Source organism: Paenibacillus sp. sgz302191 (assembly GCF_057749925.1).
Genome location: NZ_JBYLHY010000016.1, coordinates 123,929 through 140,994 on the forward strand (window position 1 = coordinate 123,929; position 17,066 = coordinate 140,994).

General features: G+C 51.6%; 14 protein-coding genes. 3 read left to right on the forward strand and 11 right to left on the reverse strand.

Annotation, left to right across the window (positions count from 1 at the left end; translation table 11 throughout):
- Window positions 1-143 precede the first annotated feature (143 nt).
- The 4 genes from mreB to AC3G2T_RS22595 form a co-directional block, all read right to left on the reverse strand.
- Window positions 144-1,196 carry a rod shape-determining protein gene (mreB, locus tag AC3G2T_RS22580; protein WP_474685749.1) on the reverse strand — a complete coding sequence of 351 codons (1,053 nt, stop codon included), beginning with the start codon at window positions 1,194-1,196 and terminating at the stop codon, window positions 144-146.
- A gap of 186 nt (window positions 1,197-1,382) precedes the next feature.
- Window positions 1,383-2,423 (reverse strand): hypothetical protein, encoded by a 1,041-nt coding sequence (locus tag AC3G2T_RS22585; protein ID WP_474685751.1) that lies wholly within the window; start codon window positions 2,421-2,423, stop codon window positions 1,383-1,385.
- Between the two features lie 109 nt (window positions 2,424-2,532).
- Window positions 2,533-3,048: an SRPBCC domain-containing protein gene (locus AC3G2T_RS22590; protein WP_488436998.1), complete on the reverse strand. Its 516-nt coding sequence runs from the start codon at window positions 3,046-3,048 to the stop codon at window positions 2,533-2,535.
- A gap of 104 nt (window positions 3,049-3,152) precedes the next feature.
- Complete coding sequence (locus tag AC3G2T_RS22595) at window positions 3,153-3,722, reverse strand: TetR/AcrR family transcriptional regulator (protein WP_488436999.1); 570 nt, start codon at window positions 3,720-3,722, stop codon at window positions 3,153-3,155.
- Window positions 3,723-3,880: 158 nt separating this feature from the next.
- Here AC3G2T_RS22595 and AC3G2T_RS22600 point away from each other — a divergent pair, with 158 nt between their 5' ends.
- A complete protein-coding gene (locus AC3G2T_RS22600; RefSeq protein WP_488437000.1) occupies window positions 3,881-4,561 on the forward strand; it encodes an SDR family NAD(P)-dependent oxidoreductase in 681 nt (226 codons plus the stop codon).
- Between the two features lie 74 nt (window positions 4,562-4,635).
- Here the strand turns inward: AC3G2T_RS22600 and AC3G2T_RS22605 are convergent, their stop codons facing one another.
- A complete protein-coding gene (locus tag AC3G2T_RS22605) occupies window positions 4,636-6,003 on the reverse strand; it encodes a (Fe-S)-binding protein (protein ID WP_488437001.1) in 1,368 nt (455 codons plus the stop codon).
- The gene (locus tag AC3G2T_RS22610; protein WP_488437002.1) at window positions 6,000-7,415 is read right to left on the reverse strand and encodes an FAD-binding oxidoreductase; all 1,416 of its coding nucleotides are present in this window, start codon (window positions 7,413-7,415) and stop codon (window positions 6,000-6,002) included. The genes AC3G2T_RS22605 and AC3G2T_RS22610 overlap by 4 nt, the downstream gene beginning before the upstream one ends.
- Before the next feature lie 450 nt (window positions 7,416-7,865).
- On the opposite strand from AC3G2T_RS22610, the gene AC3G2T_RS22615 reads away from it, so the two are divergent.
- Together AC3G2T_RS22615 and AC3G2T_RS22620 are read left to right on the forward strand one after the other, a co-directional pair.
- Window positions 7,866-8,585 (forward strand): FadR/GntR family transcriptional regulator, encoded by a 720-nt coding sequence (locus AC3G2T_RS22615; protein WP_488437003.1) that lies wholly within the window; start codon window positions 7,866-7,868, stop codon window positions 8,583-8,585.
- Between the two features lie 42 nt (window positions 8,586-8,627).
- Window positions 8,628-9,269 carry a hypothetical protein gene (locus AC3G2T_RS22620; protein ID WP_488437004.1) on the forward strand — a complete coding sequence of 214 codons (642 nt, stop codon included), beginning with the start codon at window positions 8,628-8,630 and terminating at the stop codon, window positions 9,267-9,269.
- Window positions 9,270-9,690: 421 nt separating this feature from the next.
- Here AC3G2T_RS22620 and AC3G2T_RS22625 read toward each other — a convergent pair whose 3' ends face one another.
- From AC3G2T_RS22625 to adh, 5 genes are all read right to left on the reverse strand, one after another.
- Window positions 9,691-11,331, reverse strand: a complete 1,641-nt coding sequence (locus AC3G2T_RS22625) for a thiamine pyrophosphate-binding protein (protein ID WP_488437005.1) — start codon at window positions 11,329-11,331, stop codon at window positions 9,691-9,693.
- A 4-nt stretch (window positions 11,332-11,335) separates the two neighbouring features.
- Window positions 11,336-13,135: a GAF domain-containing sensor histidine kinase gene (locus AC3G2T_RS22630; protein WP_474685769.1), complete on the reverse strand. Its 1,800-nt coding sequence runs from the start codon at window positions 13,133-13,135 to the stop codon at window positions 11,336-11,338.
- 22 nt (window positions 13,136-13,157) lie between these two features.
- On the reverse strand, window positions 13,158-14,048 hold the full coding sequence (locus AC3G2T_RS22635) for a GGDEF domain-containing response regulator (RefSeq protein ID WP_474685771.1): 891 nt from the start codon (window positions 14,046-14,048) through the stop codon (window positions 13,158-13,160).
- Between the two features lie 45 nt (window positions 14,049-14,093).
- Window positions 14,094-15,134, reverse strand: a complete 1,041-nt coding sequence (locus tag AC3G2T_RS22640) for an HD-GYP domain-containing protein (protein WP_474685773.1) — start codon at window positions 15,132-15,134, stop codon at window positions 14,094-14,096.
- A gap of 342 nt (window positions 15,135-15,476) precedes the next feature.
- On the reverse strand, window positions 15,477-16,997 hold the full coding sequence (gene adh, locus AC3G2T_RS22645) for an aldehyde dehydrogenase (protein WP_474685775.1): 1,521 nt from the start codon (window positions 16,995-16,997) through the stop codon (window positions 15,477-15,479).
- Window positions 16,998-17,066: the final 69 nt, after the last annotated feature.

Sequence of the window (17,066 nt, forward strand, 5' to 3'; positions counted from 1 at the left end):
CTCTCCTCCACGGCAGCTTTGTCATAACATCGATAGGCTCATTGTATCCGGTAAGATGAGACGATTGTAGTGCTATTTTTCGTTAGTACCGCGCAATTACGCAAAAACGGCCATCCTCCCGCATCGGAGAATGGCCGTTCTTTTTATTCGCCCTCGTCCTCGGGCGTTTCTTCCGGGGCTGCCTTCCGCCAAGCCGGCTCATGCTTGCTGACGTTTCTGCCCAGCATCATGCCTGTGCCGAGCGCGGTACAGGCAAGCGGCTGCTCGGCGATATGTACGGGAACCCCTGTCTCCTCCCGGATGCGCGCATCGATTCCTTCCAGCAAGGCGCCGCCGCCGCACAGAAGGATCCCTTGCTCCAGCACATCCCCGGCTAGCTCGGGCGGGCATTGTTCCAGCGTCGTGCGGATCGCTTCGATCAGCATGAACAGGAAATCGTCCACAACTGCGTAGATTTCCTTGGAGGACAGCCGGATCGAACGGGGCAACCCGTCGAGCAGATCGCGCCCGCGTACCTCCAATGTTCGTTCCGGGGCGTAAGGGTTGGCCGTGCCGATCTCTTTTTTGATCGTCTCGGCAGTCCGCTCTCCGATCTCCATATTGTACTGCCGCTTCACATAATCCATGATGTCCTGGTCGATAGACATGCCCGCCCGCTGCACTTTGTGGCTAGTCACAATGCCGCCGAGCGACAGCACGGCCAGTTGGCAGCTGCCCCCGCCGATATCGAGCACCAGATGCCCGAGCGGCTCTTCAATCGGGATTCCGGCGCCGAGCGCGGCCGCCAGCGGTTCCTCGACGGCGATTGCTTTATTGGCTCCTTTATGGACAATTGTCTGTTCAACCGCCCGCTTCTGGACGTTCGTAATGCCGCAAGGGACTGAAATGTATACTTGAGAACTCCGCAGGAAAAACGAGCGGCCCTGAATTTTTTTTATAAAACGCTGGATCATGCTGCTTGTCATGTCAATGTTGGCAATGACGCCATTTCTCAAAGGATACGTGATGTCCACATGTGCGGGAGCCCGTCCGATCATCGCCTGCGCTTCCGCGCCTACGGCCAGCAATTCGCCTGTGCTCTGGTGAAAAGCGACAACAGACGGCTCGCTGAGCACGATGCCCTTCCCCTTTTCGTAGATGACCGTATTGGACGTTCCCAAATCGATCCCGTACAACTTATCAAATCGCTTCAACAAATGAAACTTCCCCCTTCGTTTCGGATATCTATGCTGTTATGGAGGGTAGATCAAACGGAGATACTATAGTATTCTGCGCAGACCGCAAATTTGTGGGGCAAACCGCTGAAATAGCCAGCAAACAAGCGATAAACGCCGAAAAAAGAAAGCTCGGGACTGCTTTCCCAAGCTCTTATTCGGCAGGAATTATTCATAAATAAACTTCGACCAATCCGATAAAACTTTATTAAATTCTTTTTTTAGTTCCTCAAACCTCTTATCTTTTTTATCGCTGCCAAACCAGCATGATACTCGTTTAAGAGAAGTATTTTTCAAGACAGCAATATAATCCTCCGGTTGCATGTTGTTCGCAGCTATATGGGAGAATTCCTCTAATGCAGGCGCCGATTCCAAGCTGCTAACATCCTTAAGACCTTTCATACTTTCCAGACGTATCCTTCTCAACTTTGTCAGATTCTCGAACGAAGGCAACTTTTCAACATTAGGCAAAGATTGTAAAAAGAGGTTTTGCAAACCGTTCAATGCGGAAATAAATCCAACATCGGATAACCCTCTAATCAGCCACAATTCCAGATATTTAATATTCGTTAAACCTTCTATTGCTGAAAAGTTATTAATCCCCCCGAGCTTTATATCCAACGACCACATCTTCTTTAACGGGACTAAGTAGTTCAAATCCGGTGTTGTTATCGACCTCAATGTGACATCTTCCAAATTTGTTAGGCCACTGAGAACTTCAATATTTTTACGTTGTCCTTCTATATAAATTTCCCTTAACTTTGCGAACCTTGATAACGGAGCCAAGTCTGGTTTCTTTGATTTTGTTGCTCCAAGAACCAATCGTTCCAAAGTATCTGGAACTTCATTTAGAAAGTCGAAGTTTGCAAGTTTAAATATACCTATCCCTAACTCCTTCAAATTTCTCAAACGGGCTAAATGATGCATCCCTTGTGCGTCCATTAAACAGTCTGCCGTAAATCGCTTGAGATTCGGTAATGAAGAAACAAAGCTTAAATCGCAGGTAGAACTGTAAAACCCATATGCTCGAAGACAAATGTCATCTCTAACGGAAAACAATAAATCGTTAAGTAACCGGAAAGTTGCAGGGTCAACTTCATTGGAGAATTGAACAACTTTTATAGAGCTGTCAGCTGCCAGAGATTGTACTTCTTCTTGATTTAACGACTGACGAATATCAACTCTATCTTTAGAAATTTGAGTGAACATATGGCACCTCTTGTGCTTAATTATCACAACCCATTATACCCTATACCGGTATTCGCCAAAATAAAACGGCCGCCGGCTCTCAAAGCCAAGCGGCCATTCCCATATTTCTTTACTTGAGCTGGTTCAGGCGCTCTTCCAGACGGTCCCACGTTTCGGTGATGCCTTGGAGCATGCCCATGTCCATGACGGTCTTGAGAGCCTCCGCCGACACGTATTCGCCACGGTTGACCAGCTTCGTCTTGCCGCCCAAATCGATGAATTCCAGCGTGACCTCAGTCGACGGCATGGAATCATTCGAATTGCCTTCGGCATCCGAGAAATAATCCCTGTAGGCGATTTTCTCCGGCTCGGCAATCTCTTTATAAACCGCTTTGCCCCAAGATTCCATTCCGAAAAATTCACCCTGGTTCTGATCGACGCACTTCATGCAGTAGTGCCAAATGCCGCCGGGACGGAAATCGACGGTGCAGACCGGAATCTCCCAGCCTCTGGGCCCCCACCAGTGTTTCAGATGCTCCGGCTCTTTAAACATCTTGAACACGAGATCGCGCGGCGCATCGAAAATGCGCTCCAGCACCAGCACCCGCTCGTTCTCTACTCTCGAAATCATTGCGTTGTCTGACATTGTAATTCCTCCTCATGGTTATGAATGATTTTAAGATTTTCCCTTGTTCTGCGTTTCTTGCTGATAAGAATATACCACACAAGGAATATTCCTGTAAAGGAATACTAATGCTCAGTTGATTCGAATCCGCCTATTACTAATAATGCAACCCTTTTGGCGACTTCCTCTTTGTTCATCATGGTGTTCCCAGTCGCCCATTGTATGGCGCCTTCATGGATAACTTGTGCATAAATGGGCACATAAATCTTCATTTCTTCATCTGTGTACATGTGTTCGAGACTTTTCGACAAATACACTTTCAACTCATTTACTGCTTTTTCTTTCAATTGCGGTACGACTAAGCCTACATAGCTGCTGCGACATTGGATGTTCGGTTGATCATAAAAATCACATAATGCTAATACGAGTTGATGTATGCTGTCTTGATCAAATTTCACTGCACCTTTAGTACGGTTTGCGATCGCAGCTGATGCGGAGTCCCCCATAATAAAGTCCAATAATTCGAATTTGTCTTCAAAGTGTGCATAAAATGTAGCTCGATTAACTTGTGCGGCCTTTGTTATATCCGCTATCGTTATTTTTTCAAAATCCTTTTTTGAAACTAAATGGATAAATGCGTTAATCAAAGACTGCTTCGTTCGTGTCGTTCTTACATTCATTACTTTTGTCGCCACATTTCTCCCCCCTTAAACCCGACAATTGATCAACCTTGTTCCTATAGCAACATTCCTGCACGGTTTGTTGGTTGCTGCATGATTGGATTGGTTGTAAATTATTCATTAAAGCAACACATGTTACTTTAATATATCACAGAAAATGGAGTGAATAAAAAATGAAAACTGTTGCAATAGTTGGTGCAGGACCCGGATTGGGTTTGTCTCTAGCCAAAAAATTCGGAAAGAACGGGTTTAAAGTAGCTGCCATTTCGCGTAACCCTGACAAATTATCCGCTATAGTGAACGAACTTAGAGAGCTAAATATTGAAGCGCAATCTTTTGCTGCGGATGTCACAGACTTGGCTGCTTTAAAACAAACCTTTCAAGCTGTTAAACGAGAGTTTGGTTCTATCGATGTATTAGAATTTAGTCCTTATTCAGGGTGGGATAAATTTACAAATGTGCTGGAGACTACGCCTCAGAGTGTATTAGAACAAATAAACAGCTATTTGCTGCCTGCCGTTCTTTCGGTCAATGAGGTATTGCCTGAGATGATAAATAACGGTTCTGGTGCAATTTTATTTACAACGGGCTTATCTGCGATGTTCCCTTTGCCTTTTGTAGGGAATGGCGGAATCGTGATGTCCGGTATTCGTAATTATGCCACCAACCTGCACAATGAGTTGAGAGGAAAAGGTGTATTCGTGGGACATCTCTCCATCGGGACCATGATACAACCCGGAACGGCTGGAGATCCGGACCTCATTGCCGATGTTTGGTATAACATGTATGAGAAAAAGGACCGCTTTGAAGAAGTATTCCCACTAGGTTTTGATCCAACTAACATTTCAATTTAATAAAAGCGAAAAGACAACTTATAAAGCAAACAACCTCCGAACCGCTCAAACGCGGCTGGAGGTTATTTCACATTTTACGACCGGCTCATATGCTCGTACAGGAAATCGGCAATATGCACGGCCTTCATGCGGTCCGATAGTTGTTCTCTTTCGATCCCCAGCTTCATCTGCAGGAGGCAGCCCGGATTGCTGGTCAGCACATAATGCGCGCTCGTCTCTTTCACATGCTCCATTTTATGGTCAAGAATGTCCATCGACATGTCCGGCTGCACCAGATTGTAAATGCCCGCAGAGCCGCAGCAGCGGTCTGCTCCTTTCAGCTCGACCACCTTCACGCCTTCGATCCGGCTCATCAAATCGCGCGGTGCGCTGCCGGCTCTCATAACGTTGCGCAAATGGCACGAGTCCTGATACGTTACGGTGACCTGAGCATCCGAAGGAAGCTGTCCGGCGGCCGCGAACTTGGGCAAGCGCCCTTTTTCGATCATCATTTGGCTGATGTCTTTCACGTTCTCGGCAAAATGCTTCGCAGCCTCCGCATATTCGGCATCGTCGTGCAAAAGGTGGCTGTACTCCACCAGCAGCGCCCCGCAGCCCCCTGCATTGGAAATAATATAATCGACCTGCGCTTCCCGGAACGCGTCGATATTCCTTCTGGCCAGCGCCTTCGCCTGCTCCAGCTCGCCGCTATGCGCATGCAGAGCGCCGCAGCACGTCTGCGCCTCGGGAATGACGACGTTGAAGCCCGCTTCCGCCAGCAGCTTGACCGTGTTCATGTTCGTTTCCGTGAACAGCACGTCCATAATGCAGCCGCGGAACATGCCTACGGTTGCGACCGGCTTTCCTTTGGCAGGCACGTAAGTACCTAGCTGCTCGACCACGCCTTTGGACGAAGCTTCCGGCAAAATGCGCTCCATTTGGCTCATCGTATCCGGGAACATGCGCATGAGTCCCGTTTTGCGGACAACGGTCTGCATGCCGGAGCGCTGGTACAAGCGGAGCGCGGAGCCCAGCAGGCGCATGCGTTTTTGGTTCGGGAACATGTGCTTGAACGTGATCGAACGGAGCTGCTTCACCCAGAAGCGGTGCTCCGTCTGCCTTTCGATCGCGTCCCGCGTCTGTTCCAGCAGCTGCCCGTATTTCACGTCTGCCGGACATACCGGCTCGCAGGCGCGGCAGCCCAGGCATAGGTCCATTTGCTTTTGAAAAGAATCCTCGGGCTCCATCAGCCCGTCCACGACCGCCTTCATCAAAGCGATTCTTCCGCGCGGGGACGCGGCTTCCATACCCGTTTCCTTGAAAGTGGGGCAAGCCGGCTGGCAAAAGCCGCAGCGGATGCAGTTGGACAGCTCGTCATAGTTCAGCGTAAGCTTCATTCGCTCGGCGAGCGGACTGCCGCTGCTTGCAGCGACTTGAGATTTTATCGAAACCGCTTCGCTCATTGTCCGATCACCAGCCTTTTGCGGGATTGCTTTGCGAAAATTTTTCCGGGATTCATAATGTTATGAGGATCGAAGGCGTGTTTGATGCCCTTCATCACTTCTATTCCGGCTGCGCCGACTTTCCACTCCAAATAAGGCGCTTTCATCATGCCGACACCGTGCTCCCCTGTAATCGTCCCGCCCAAGCGGATCGCCGCGTCAAAAATTTCCTCAAACGCCTGCTCCACGCGGTGGATTTCCTCCTGATCGCGGGCGTCCGTCGTGCAGGTCGGATGCAGGTTGCCGTCCCCCGCATGACCGAACGTACAGATCTGTACATCGTACTTCCGGGCGATGCGGTTGATTTCAACGACCATCTCCGCGATTTTGGAGCGCGGTACAGTCGCATCCTCCAGAATTGTCGTCGGCCTTATTCTGGCCAGTGTGGACAGCGCGCTGCGCCGCGCCATCATCAGCTTCTCCGCTTCCTGCGCGCTGCCGGCAAGCTTGACCTCCTCGGCGCCCTGCTCCTCGCATATCCGCTTGATGGCCGCGATATCCTGCTCGACCGCCGCCATATCGTTGCCGTCCTGCTCGATCAAAAGCACGGCCTCCATATCAAGCGGGAGCCCGATTTTGTTGTACGCCTCCACAACGCGGAGCGTCGGATTGTCGATAAATTCCAGCGTCGCCGGAATAATCTGATGCCCGATAATCGCCGAAACCGTTCTGGCGGCGGCGTAGATGTCTTTGTACATGGCGAGCATCGTCTTTTTGTGCTGCGGGGCGGGGAGCAGCTTCACCGTTGCCTCCGTGACGATCGCCAGCGTCCCTTCGGAGCCGACGAGCAGCTTGGTCAGGTCGTAGCCGGCCACATCCTTGTACAGCTTGCCGCCCGTACGCAAAATCTCGCCGGAAGGCAGCACCGCCTCCAGACCGATGACGTAGTCTTTCGTCGTCCCGTATTTCAAACCGCGCAGCCCGCCGGCGCATTCCATAATATTGCCGCCCAGTGTAGACACGACCATACTGCTCGGATCAGGCGGATAAAACAACCCCAGCGCCTCGACGGCAAGGTGGAACTCCTTCGTATTTAAACCCGGCTGGAACGTTGCCGTAAGGTTGTCCTTATCAATTTCAATCAGCCGGTTCATGCGGTTCATGACCATGACAAGCCCGCCATCGACAGCTACCGTGCCGCCGCACAAATTGCTGCCCGCCCCACGCCCGACAATCGGAATGCGGTGCTCGTTCGCAAGCTTGAGAATCGCCGCCACTTCCTCGCGGCTGCCCGGATAAACGACGCCGTCCGGCATGCTCTGCATCATCGGCGTAGCGTCGTAAGAATGGGTAACCAAAGCTTCGGAATCGTCTTTAAAATATTTGTCCCCGACAATCTCGCGAAGCCGCCTGCGAATAGAATCGTCTAACATGGACTATGCCTCCTTTAAAAATAAGCTCCAGTATGCACGAGAAATCGGAAAAACCTGACCTGCCGCGCGGGAAAGTAAATCTGAAAAGCGTGCCCTATCTCTGGAAAAGTGAGCGGAAAAATTGCTCTATTCCGGCGAGTGAAGCGGAAGAAGCTTGCCCTGCTCCACGGGATAGTGAGCTGGAAAAACTTCCCTATTCCGGCGAGTGAAGCGGAAGAAACTTACCCTGCTCCACGGGATAGTGAGTCGGAAAAACTTCCCTATTCCGGCGAGTGAAGTGGAAGAAGCTTGCCCGCTCCACGGGATAGTGAGCTGGAAAAACTGCCTACCCCCGGCGAGTGGACCAAATAAATCCGCCCCATCCCGATGAAGTGAACAGGTCATCTGATGACTTTTCTTTCATTATAGCGTATGATTGAATAGATGTATATATGTATCGGGAGGTCCGTCATGACATCGTCTTTTCCGCAAGTCAAACCGCAAAAAGGGTCGGACATCGTCCTTCAACAGCTCAAGCAGCGGATTGCATCGGGCCAATACCCTCCCGGCTTCCGTCTCCCTTCCGTGGTCGATCTGGCGGCAGGGTTCGATGTGGGCCGTTCTACGATTCGGGAAGCGCTCAGCGCTCTGAAAGCGATGGGATGGATCGATATTCGTCATGGCGGCGGCACCTTTGTCAGCAAAGTGCTTCCGTCAGACCAAGCTTTGCCGGGAGCAGATATGTTTCAAAGCATGGAGTCGTTCCAGGAAATTGTGGAAATTCGCAAATTTATCGAATCCGGATGCGCGTCTTTGGCGGCTGCAAGAAGAACAGACGAGGATCTGGCGCAGCTGGCCCGCATCCTTGCCCATATGCAGGAAGTTCTGGAAGATGAACAGAAGTCCGAGCATGCGGACGTGCAGTTTCATCTGCTAATCGCCCAGGCCAGCCACAATACACTGCTCACCCAAATGATGGACTCCCTGACCAAAAAGCTGCAGGAAACGATGGGCGGCTCCCGCAGGCTGTGGTTTTTCTCCGAGTTGGCTTCCGGCAAGCAGCTTCTGGAAGAACATACGGCCATCTATGAGGCCATACGGGAGCAAAATAAAACGCTGGCCTCCGAGCTGATGATGCAGCACCTGCTGAAAGTAGAAGCCGTCCTGGAAAAAATGAACCAGGGCCTGTAAAAAGCAGCCTCGCAAAAGGCACCGAGATATGGAGAAGCCCTGTTGATCGGGGCGCACCAAGTCGGTGAACCGACTTTTGCATCGTTTCGAGCCCGCCGGGGGCTCCGACGCGCAATCTCGAACACTTCTGCTAACTCCGCAGCAGCAAAACTTCGTCGCACCGCGCGCAGCTTCCAGCGCGCGGTGTTGCGCTGCATGACGGTGGTCGGTCGAACAGGTGCACCTCCGCAATCGTTTGTGCAGGACGCACGCTTTTCTGACAAGTCAGTTTTGTCTTTCCAAGTCACGGTTGTGGATGCCGAAGTGTTAGCAGCTAACCGGACGCTTCCACTCATTTGCCGTCCAAAAGCGGTGCAACCGCTTGCAGAGTATCTTCAGCCCGAAAAAACCTGCGAAAGTGCAGGCTTTTTTGATAAAAACGACTCGTTTGGAGGAAAAACCTGCAATTGTGCAGGAATTCCCAGCTTGATAAGCCTCAACCCCCAATTTGAGCCAAAAAAACTGCAGATTTGCAGGAATTGTTCGAAGCAAGCGCATCTGGGCGCAAAAAGATGCACTTTTGCAGGTTTTCTGCACATGGTGAGCGATGTCTTAGCCGGCAGGTTTGCGATTGCCTCATTTGCATGCTCCTGGGGCTCAATCGCCCGCCCCCGGGAACCTCTAACGATGTGTCTACATCGTTAGCAGCGCCCGCCGGCGCTCAATCGCCCGCCCTCGGAAACCTCTAACGATGTATCTCCATCGTTAGCAACGCCCGCCGGCGCTCAATCGCCCACCCCCGGGAACCTCTAACGATGTATCTCCATCGTTAGCAACGCCCGCCGGCGCCCAATCACCCGCTCCCCGGAAACCTCTAACGATGTGTCTACATCGTTAGCAACCGCCGGCGCTCAATCGCCCGCCCCCGGGAACCCCTAACGATGTGTCTGCATCGTTAGCTGCCCCCGCCGGCGCTCAGTCGCTTCGCCCTCCAGCGCCTCGCCCAGCGGGGGCTCTTCCGCACACGGCGCGCCCACCACACACCCGCACCCGCGCCCTTCACTACAGCGCAAGGGGCTGACCCTTCAGCAGAATAAACTGCTGAGGGTCAGCCCCTTGCCGTCAATTAGTATGTAGCGCCCTGCAGGAACTTGACTCTGTCCCCCATCGGCGGAGTTTCGTTGCCGTCGACTACGATCTCTACGACGACCGGCCCGCCGTGAGAAAGCCACTCTTGCATGTGGCGCTGCTGCAGCTGCTTGAGCGAGGTGACCTCGGCGTAGCGGAGGCCGAGCGAGCGGGCCACGTCCGCTATGCTGATCCGCGCTTGCGAAAAATCATCCAGGCACCGCTTGTACTGCATCATATGACCGTGGTATACCATGCCGAGACGGGCATTGTTCACGACCACGAACAAGATCGGCAGCTTGTACTCCTTCGCCGTCAAAACCTCGAAGCCGTGCATGAAAAAGCAGCCGTCGCCGGTCAGGCAGATGACCGGCCGGTTCGGTTCGGCGAGCTGGGCGCCAAGGGCTCCCCCGATTCCCGAGCCCATCCCTCCGAAGTTGATGTCGAGATCAAATTGCTGCCCGTCTTTGATCAGCAAATTTTGGATCGAGTAGGTCATGAACTCGCCGATGTCCAAATAAAACCGCGCATCGCCTGGAGCGATCGCGCTGATCCTCCGGATGGCGGACAACGTGTTCCACTCCCCGCCGTTCTCTTCTGCCGCCGCAGCCGCTTCGCCCAGGCCGGACCATACGTCCGGCGTCTTAGCCGGCATCCGCGCCAAAAGCTGCTCCATGACCAGATCGATTTGCCCATGAACCGGGTACTTCGTTTCGAAGCATTTGCCCAGCTCGTTTTTGTCGAAATCGATATGAATCAGCTGCTTGCCTTGAACGAGCCGCTTCTCCCAGTTGCTTGTCGCCGACTCTCCCAGGCTTGATCCGACGACCATCAGCACATCGTGATCATTGCCGTTCAAATAATCCAGCGCTTTGCTGTTGCCCGCCATGCCGTAAATGCCCAAATAAAGCGGATGATTCTCGGGAAAAGCCCCTTTTCCGTGAGGGGTTGCCGCCACCATCCAGCCTGTTTTTTCCGCGAATTGCACGATGCTCTTCGTCGCCAATTTCGCCCCGTATCCGAGCAGCAGCGCGCCGCGGCTGCCTGCGGCCGCGATGCCTTCCAGCGCAGCCTCGATGGCCGCCGGGTCCGGCGCAAGCCGCTGAACCTTCGGCAAGGCGGGAAGCTCCACGCTGCCGATATCGGTCATTTGAATGTCGATCGGAATGGCCAAATGCACAGGCCCCGGGATGCCGCTAATGGCCGTATGAAACGCTTCTGCGAGCATGCCCGGAAGCTCGTGCGCGTGACGGACGGTTTTGCTTAGCTTCGTAATGGAAGTGAAGATCGGCTCCGCCTGCAGCTCCTGGCCCCCGCCTTTGCCCACGACCGATAAAGGAACCGAACCGGTAATAAAAATGACGGGGAGCTTTTCCTTCCACGCGTTTGCCGCAGGCGTCACCAAATTGGTAGCCCCAGGCCCGCTGGAACCGACGCAGACCGACGGGATGCCGGTAATACGCGTATAGGCAGCCGCCATATAACCCGAGCTGGACTCATGCTTGGCTACGATCGGCTGAATCTCCGGTATGTCCATGAGAGCGTCGTAAATCGCATTAATCGAGCCGGCAGGAACGCCAAAAACGTACCGAACCCCCTGCTGCAGCAAAAATTTCAATCCAACTTCAATCGCTCTCATTTTTCTATTGTGCCCCTTTCGGCAATGTGAATTTAAAGACCGAGCCTTGACCCTCGCTGCTTTCGAACCAGATCCGCCCGCCGTGCAGTTCGATTAGCTGTTTGGAGATGGCCAGCCCCAGGCCCGTTCCGTTAATCTGATTGTTGGCTTGATAAAACTTGGTGAAAATATGCTTTTGCTTCTCATACGGGATACCGATTCCGTTATCGTGCACTTCCACGGTAAGGTAATTCTCTTCCGCATGGGTTTTGATCGTAATCTCGCCTCTGGGCGGCGTAAATTTGATGGAATTGGATAAAAGATTCAACAAAATTTGTAATATACGCTGTTGATCCACCTTCAGTACGGTATTCGTTCCGGCCGCCGCTTCCACATTCAGCGTAAGTTTCTTTTTATTGACAAGAGACTGCACAATATCTACGGCTTCCGCTATAATTTCATCGAAGGATGCCTCGGTGTAATACAATTCGAACTTGCCGTTTTCCATTTTGGCAAAATCGAGCAGCTCGTTCACCTGGTTGAGCAAGCGTTCGATCGACTTGCCCGCGGTTTCCAGCAAATCCTCCTGGGAATCGTTCAATTCCCCGAGAATTCTTTTTCTTAAAATGTCTACCGCTCCTTTGACAGCCGTAATCGGAGTCCGCAGCTCATGCGACAGCGTAGCGATAAAATCGTTTTTCAGCTCATTCAAATATTCCAGCTCTTTGACCAGTCCTTCCAGCTTGAAGTTCGCCTGCTGCAGCTCCATGGTGCGCTCGTTGACCGAATGCCCCAGATTCTCGGTATGCATCGCATTCGCCAGCGCCGTAGACGTAACGTCGGCAATGGATTGGCAAAATTCTATCTCGCTCGTCGTATACTCCCGCTGCTTGTGGATGGACGGCATCGCGATGACGCCGAATACAACTCCCTTCGCCACGAGCGGCGTCACCATCAGGCTCCTGATATCAAAGGTTCTGCACGCATTATGGTTAGGACGCGGGTCTGCATACACGTCGGGAATGGCCAGCGCCTTTTTCTCCGTAATGACTTCATAAAACAAACGGTCGCTGTCGATGCTTAATTTGATCTCTTCGCGGTGCTTGGTTCTCCATTCGTCTTCCGTAACGTTCAAAGAAGAAAGCTGAAAAGGTTCCATCGTGCGATCTTTGTCGTTATATAAATGGATGCCGATATCGTCCGACCCGCTTGCCCTTTGCATGTAGTGAAAACAAGTTTTCAGGACGTCCTGAACGGACAGCGATTTCGACAAGCCCTTGGTGGCGTCAAGGAGAAGCTGCTGCTTTTCCATCAACAGCTGCCGCTGCTCGAACATCTGGATGTTGCGGATAGCTACGCTGGCCATGTTGACGAACGCTTCCGTCACTTCCATCTGCTCTTCCGTCAAATTCATCGGTTTGCCGAAATCGTGCACAAAGACAAGACCGAACACGTCATCGTCGACGAGAACGGGGATGCCCAGGATCGAATTGATTTGCATCAAGTGCCTTTTCACCTGATCCGGCCGTTTGTCAAAGGTTGTATCCGGGATGTAATCGCTGGCGCGCGTGCGCAGAATGTCGCGGACAAACGCATCGTCCTTCGGATCGATCAGCAGCTCGGTAATATCGACCCGCTTGCTGTTTCCTTTGTTGCCGTAAAATATGCCGTCCGGTTCTTTCAAAAAGAAACCGACCAAATCGGCCTGCGTTATTTCGCTGGCGATCGCATCGACAAGCACCTGTAAAATTTCCGGCATTTCAAACTGTGAGTTAATTACTTTCGTCATGTGAAATAATTTTTGAAAGCTTTTTAATTCCATCATTTTGCCTCACCCACTCCTTGATTTAATAAACCGTTACCCGGTGTCTCCCTCTGTTTTTCGCGCCCAATAAGGCGGAGTCCGCCTGCGCTATCATCTGATCGAAAGATCGGTGGTCGAAATTGTGGGTTACGCCGATGCTGACCGACACTTTCAGATGCTTATGCGGCGAGACGGCGATTTTGAGATCGTCAACGGCTTTTATAATGGAATCTGCCAACTCCAGACAACCCGCTTCATCCTGCAGCAGAATGAGATACTCGTCCCCGCCGTAACGGAAGGCGATGTCGCGGTTCGGATCCAGCCTGGAAAACAGAAGGTCTGCCACTTCCTTCAGCACCTGATCTCCGACCAGATGGCCGTAAGTATCGTTAATCGGCTTAAAATGATCCATATCGACCATCAATGCGGCATGGAAGCTGCGGATGCCGTCCCGGATCGTCTGCATGGTCAGATCCAGATAAGCGCGGTTATACAAACCCGTAAGCGAATCGATGTAAGCCAGTTCGGAAAGCTGCTTATTATCGTTCTTCAAGCTTCTCAGCTTCTTCTTTTGCTCAAGAGCGATGGCGATTTTCCTTTCCAGCAGATCGAGATCGAAAGGCTTCGTCAAATAGTCGAACGCCCCCAGCTGCAACCCCTGCAAAATGTCCGCTTTCTGGGCGTTGGCCGACAGGAAGATGACCGGAGTGTCGAAATCGCTCTGCTCCATCCACCGCCTGTAAATTTCAAACCCGGTAATGTCCGGCATCATGACGTCGAGCAAAATCAGGTCCGGAGCGGTTTCCTCCATCATGGACAGAGCTTCCGTACCGTTCTCGGCGATGAAAATTTCATAGCGCAAAGAACTTAAAAATATGCTCAAAATATTTACGTTGTAGGGTTCGTCGTCAATAATAAGAATTCGACCGCTCATTAATTATCCCAGCTTTCCTTACTTTAGTAACAATCGGGTTGCGGGCTAGCCGCTGTGCATTTTCGTATGTTCGTCAATAATGTCCAAAAAGAGCCGGACCAAATTTTCATCGAACTGACTGCCTGAATGAATGAGCAGCTGTGCCCTGACTTCAGGGACATGCAGAGAATGACGGTACACTCTTGTCGATGTCATCGCGTCAAAAGCATCAGCCAAGCTTACAATGCGAACCCACAACGGAATCGAATCTCCGCAAAGCCGGTCGGGATAGCCTCTGCCATCCATCCGTTCATGATGCCACCTGACGACAGGCAATAAAGGCTTGACCTCGGGCAGCTCTTTCAGCATCTCGTAACCGACCACGGGATGTTGGCGGATGACATTAAACTCTTCATTCGTCAGCTGCCCCGGCTTCATCAGAATGGGATCGGGTATCGCGATTTTTCCGATATCATGCAGCAGAGCGGCTACTTTCAGCTGTTCCAGATCGGCCTTGTTCACACCGGCTTTGGCTCCAAGCAAAGCGGAATAGAAGGCGACATTGTAGCAGTGGTTTACAGTGAAGCTGTCCTTCATCCGTAAGGTGTTGAACAAATTCTCATACGTTTTCTGTTGCAGAATTTGTTTGCGGAACTGGATTTTCTCTACCAGCTGCTCCATGTGCACTTTAATGACACCGCACATTTTCAATTGATCGTCGCTGAGCCGAATACCGGAACGAAAGCCAAAAACAAGTGCGCCGTAAGAGGAGCCGTATTGGATATGGAAGCCGTAAATAGTTCGGAATTGTGTCATGGAGAGGAAGGTTTTCATCTCATTAGCGGTGTTCTCTACACTAAGACTGGTTCCCTCCGGCACCAATGAGAAGAATTGTGTTGCCATGGCAATGTGCTGCAGCTGTGTCAGCTCTGCCTGATTGATATTGACCGAATAAGAGGCAGGGGGATTTCGATGTTTTTCATCCTCGAGAAATACGCAAACATGCTCGCACCCAATGAATGTTTTAGCAAAATCGCCCAATTGTCCAATGGATTCAAAAATAGAATCGGAATTGATGACACTCTTGAAAAAAACCGATTTCTGCATAGATGCTACCTCTTATTCTCAACAAGTAAAGTCTCGTAAAAGTATTTAAAGTTTTTCGCCAGAAAAACTGGCATCGGAAGCATAAGCTTAGTACTATTTCTTCTTGCAAACAAATTTCCCTTCTTTTTTTTGGAATTTTGTCGACCTTTTTTTTGCTGATTCGCTCGATTGTTGACATATGAAAAGACCGCCTTTTTCACAGCTATCGCCATGAAAAAAACGGCCTTGGGCTCCATTACATTTTATAAGTCCAATATTCGTAGTTCTTCTTCCGTAAAGACGCGCGAGCGGGTCAGAAAAGGGAGGCCTTCCAGCCCTTCCAGTGAAGCGTTGACGCCACTCTTAGAAGAAGCCCAATGCGTCAGGGCTGTAGCTGACGAGAAGATTTTTCGTTTGCTGGTAATGCGCGAGCATCATTTTGTGATTTTCGCGGCCGATGCCCGAAGTTTTGTAGCCTCCGAAGGCGGCGTGAGCCGGATAAGCATGGTAGCAGTTCGTCCATACGCGCCCTGCTTCGATGCCGCGGCCCAGGCGGTAGGCGTTATGAATATCCCGCGTCCAGACACCGGCTCCCAAGCCGTAAAGCGTGTCGTTGGCAATCGCAAGCGCTTCCTCCTGATCCTGGAACGTCGTTACGGAAACGACCGGGCCGAAAATTTCCTCCTGGAAAATTCTCATTTTGTTATGTCCCTTCAGAACTGTCGGCTGTATGTAGTAGCCCTCCGCGATATCGCTTTCCATCTTCGCCCGGTTTCCGCCGATGAGGCATTCCGCCCCTTCCTGGCGGCCGATGCTGATGTAGCTCATAATTTTTTCCATTTGCTCCGTGGACACTTGCGCCCCGATCATCGTATCCGTGTCCAGCGGATTGCCCTGCTTGATCGCGGCTACGCGCGTTAGTGCTCTTTCCATGAAAGCGTCATAGATCGATTCCTGAATGATCGCGCGGGACGGACACGTGCAAACTTCGCCCTGATTGAGCGCGAACAAGACAAACCCTTCAATCGCCTTGTTGAAGAAAGCGTCGTCTTTGGCCATAATATCTTCGCAGAAAATGTTCGGCGATTTGCCGCCCAGCTCCAGCGTGACCGGAATAATGTTCGGCGAGGCGTACTGCATTATCAAGCGTCCCGTCGTCGTTTCTCCGGTAAACGCAATCTTCGCGATCCGGTTGCTTGAGGCAAGCGGTTTGCCTGCTTCCAAGCCGAAACCGTTCACAATGTTGAGAACGCCGTGGGGCAGCAAGTCCTGAATAAGCTCAGTCAATACCAGGATGGAAGCAGGCGTCTGTTCCGCAGGCTTCAGCACGACACAGTTCCCCGCGGCCAGAGCCGGAGCCAGCTTCCACGTCGCCATCAAAATCGGGAAGTTCCACGGAATGATTTGCCCGACCACGCCGAGCGGCTCATGAAAATGATACGCCACCGTATCGTTGTCCAACTGGCTCAAGGCCCCTTCCTGCGCCCGAATGCAGCCGGCAAAATAACGAAAATGATCGATCGCCAGCGGAAGGTCCGCGGCTAGCACTTCCCGAATCGGTTTGCCGTTATCCCACGTTTCGGCAACCGCCAGCATTTCCAGATTCGCCTCTAAACGGTCGGCGATTTTGTTTAGAATTTGCGCGCGCTCGGCGGCGGAAGTGCGCCCCCAGGCGTCCCTCGCAGCATGCGCCGCGTCCAGAGCCAGCTCGATATCTTCCGCCGTCGAGCGGGGAATTTCGCAAAAGACGCGGTGATTCACCGGCGATACATTTTCAAAATACTGCTCCTTGACAGGAGCAACCCACTTGCCACCGATAAAGTTGTCGTAACGCTTCTTGAAAGCGACCTTCGATCCGGTTTGTCCCGGTTGTGCGTAAATCATAGCAAGAACAGCCTCCTTTTGGATAAATGGGGGTACTCTATATACATAAGCAAGTACCTCGCCATTTAT

Excerpts from the sequence above, each read along its gene's own strand:
- AC3G2T_RS22585 (WP_474685751.1), bottom strand. The coding sequence starts at position 2,423 with ATGTTCACTCAAATTTCTAAAGATAGAGTTGATATTCGTCAGTCGTTA.
- AC3G2T_RS22590 (WP_488436998.1), bottom strand. The coding sequence starts at position 3,048 with ATGTCAGACAACGCAATGATTTCGAGAGTAGAGAACGAGCGGGTGCTG.
- AC3G2T_RS22600 (WP_488437000.1), top strand. The coding sequence starts at position 3,881 with ATGAAAACTGTTGCAATAGTTGGTGCAGGACCCGGATTGGGTTTGTCT.
- AC3G2T_RS22605 (WP_488437001.1), bottom strand. The coding sequence starts at position 6,003 with ATGAGCGAAGCGGTTTCGATAAAATCTCAAGTCGCTGCAAGCAGCGGC.
- AC3G2T_RS22610 (WP_488437002.1), bottom strand. The coding sequence starts at position 7,415 with ATGTTAGACGATTCTATTCGCAGGCGGCTTCGCGAGATTGTCGGGGAC.
- AC3G2T_RS22615 (WP_488437003.1), top strand. The coding sequence starts at position 7,866 with ATGACATCGTCTTTTCCGCAAGTCAAACCGCAAAAAGGGTCGGACATC.
- AC3G2T_RS22625 (WP_488437005.1), bottom strand. The coding sequence starts at position 11,331 with ATGAGAGCGATTGAAGTTGGATTGAAATTTTTGCTGCAGCAGGGGGTT.
- AC3G2T_RS22630 (WP_474685769.1), bottom strand. The coding sequence starts at position 13,135 with ATGATGGAATTAAAAAGCTTTCAAAAATTATTTCACATGACGAAAGTA.
- AC3G2T_RS22635 (WP_474685771.1), bottom strand. The coding sequence starts at position 14,048 with ATGAGCGGTCGAATTCTTATTATTGACGACGAACCCTACAACGTAAAT.
- AC3G2T_RS22640 (WP_474685773.1), bottom strand. The coding sequence starts at position 15,134 with ATGCAGAAATCGGTTTTTTTCAAGAGTGTCATCAATTCCGATTCTATT.
- adh (WP_474685775.1), bottom strand. The coding sequence starts at position 16,997 with ATGATTTACGCACAACCGGGACAAACCGGATCGAAGGTCGCTTTCAAG.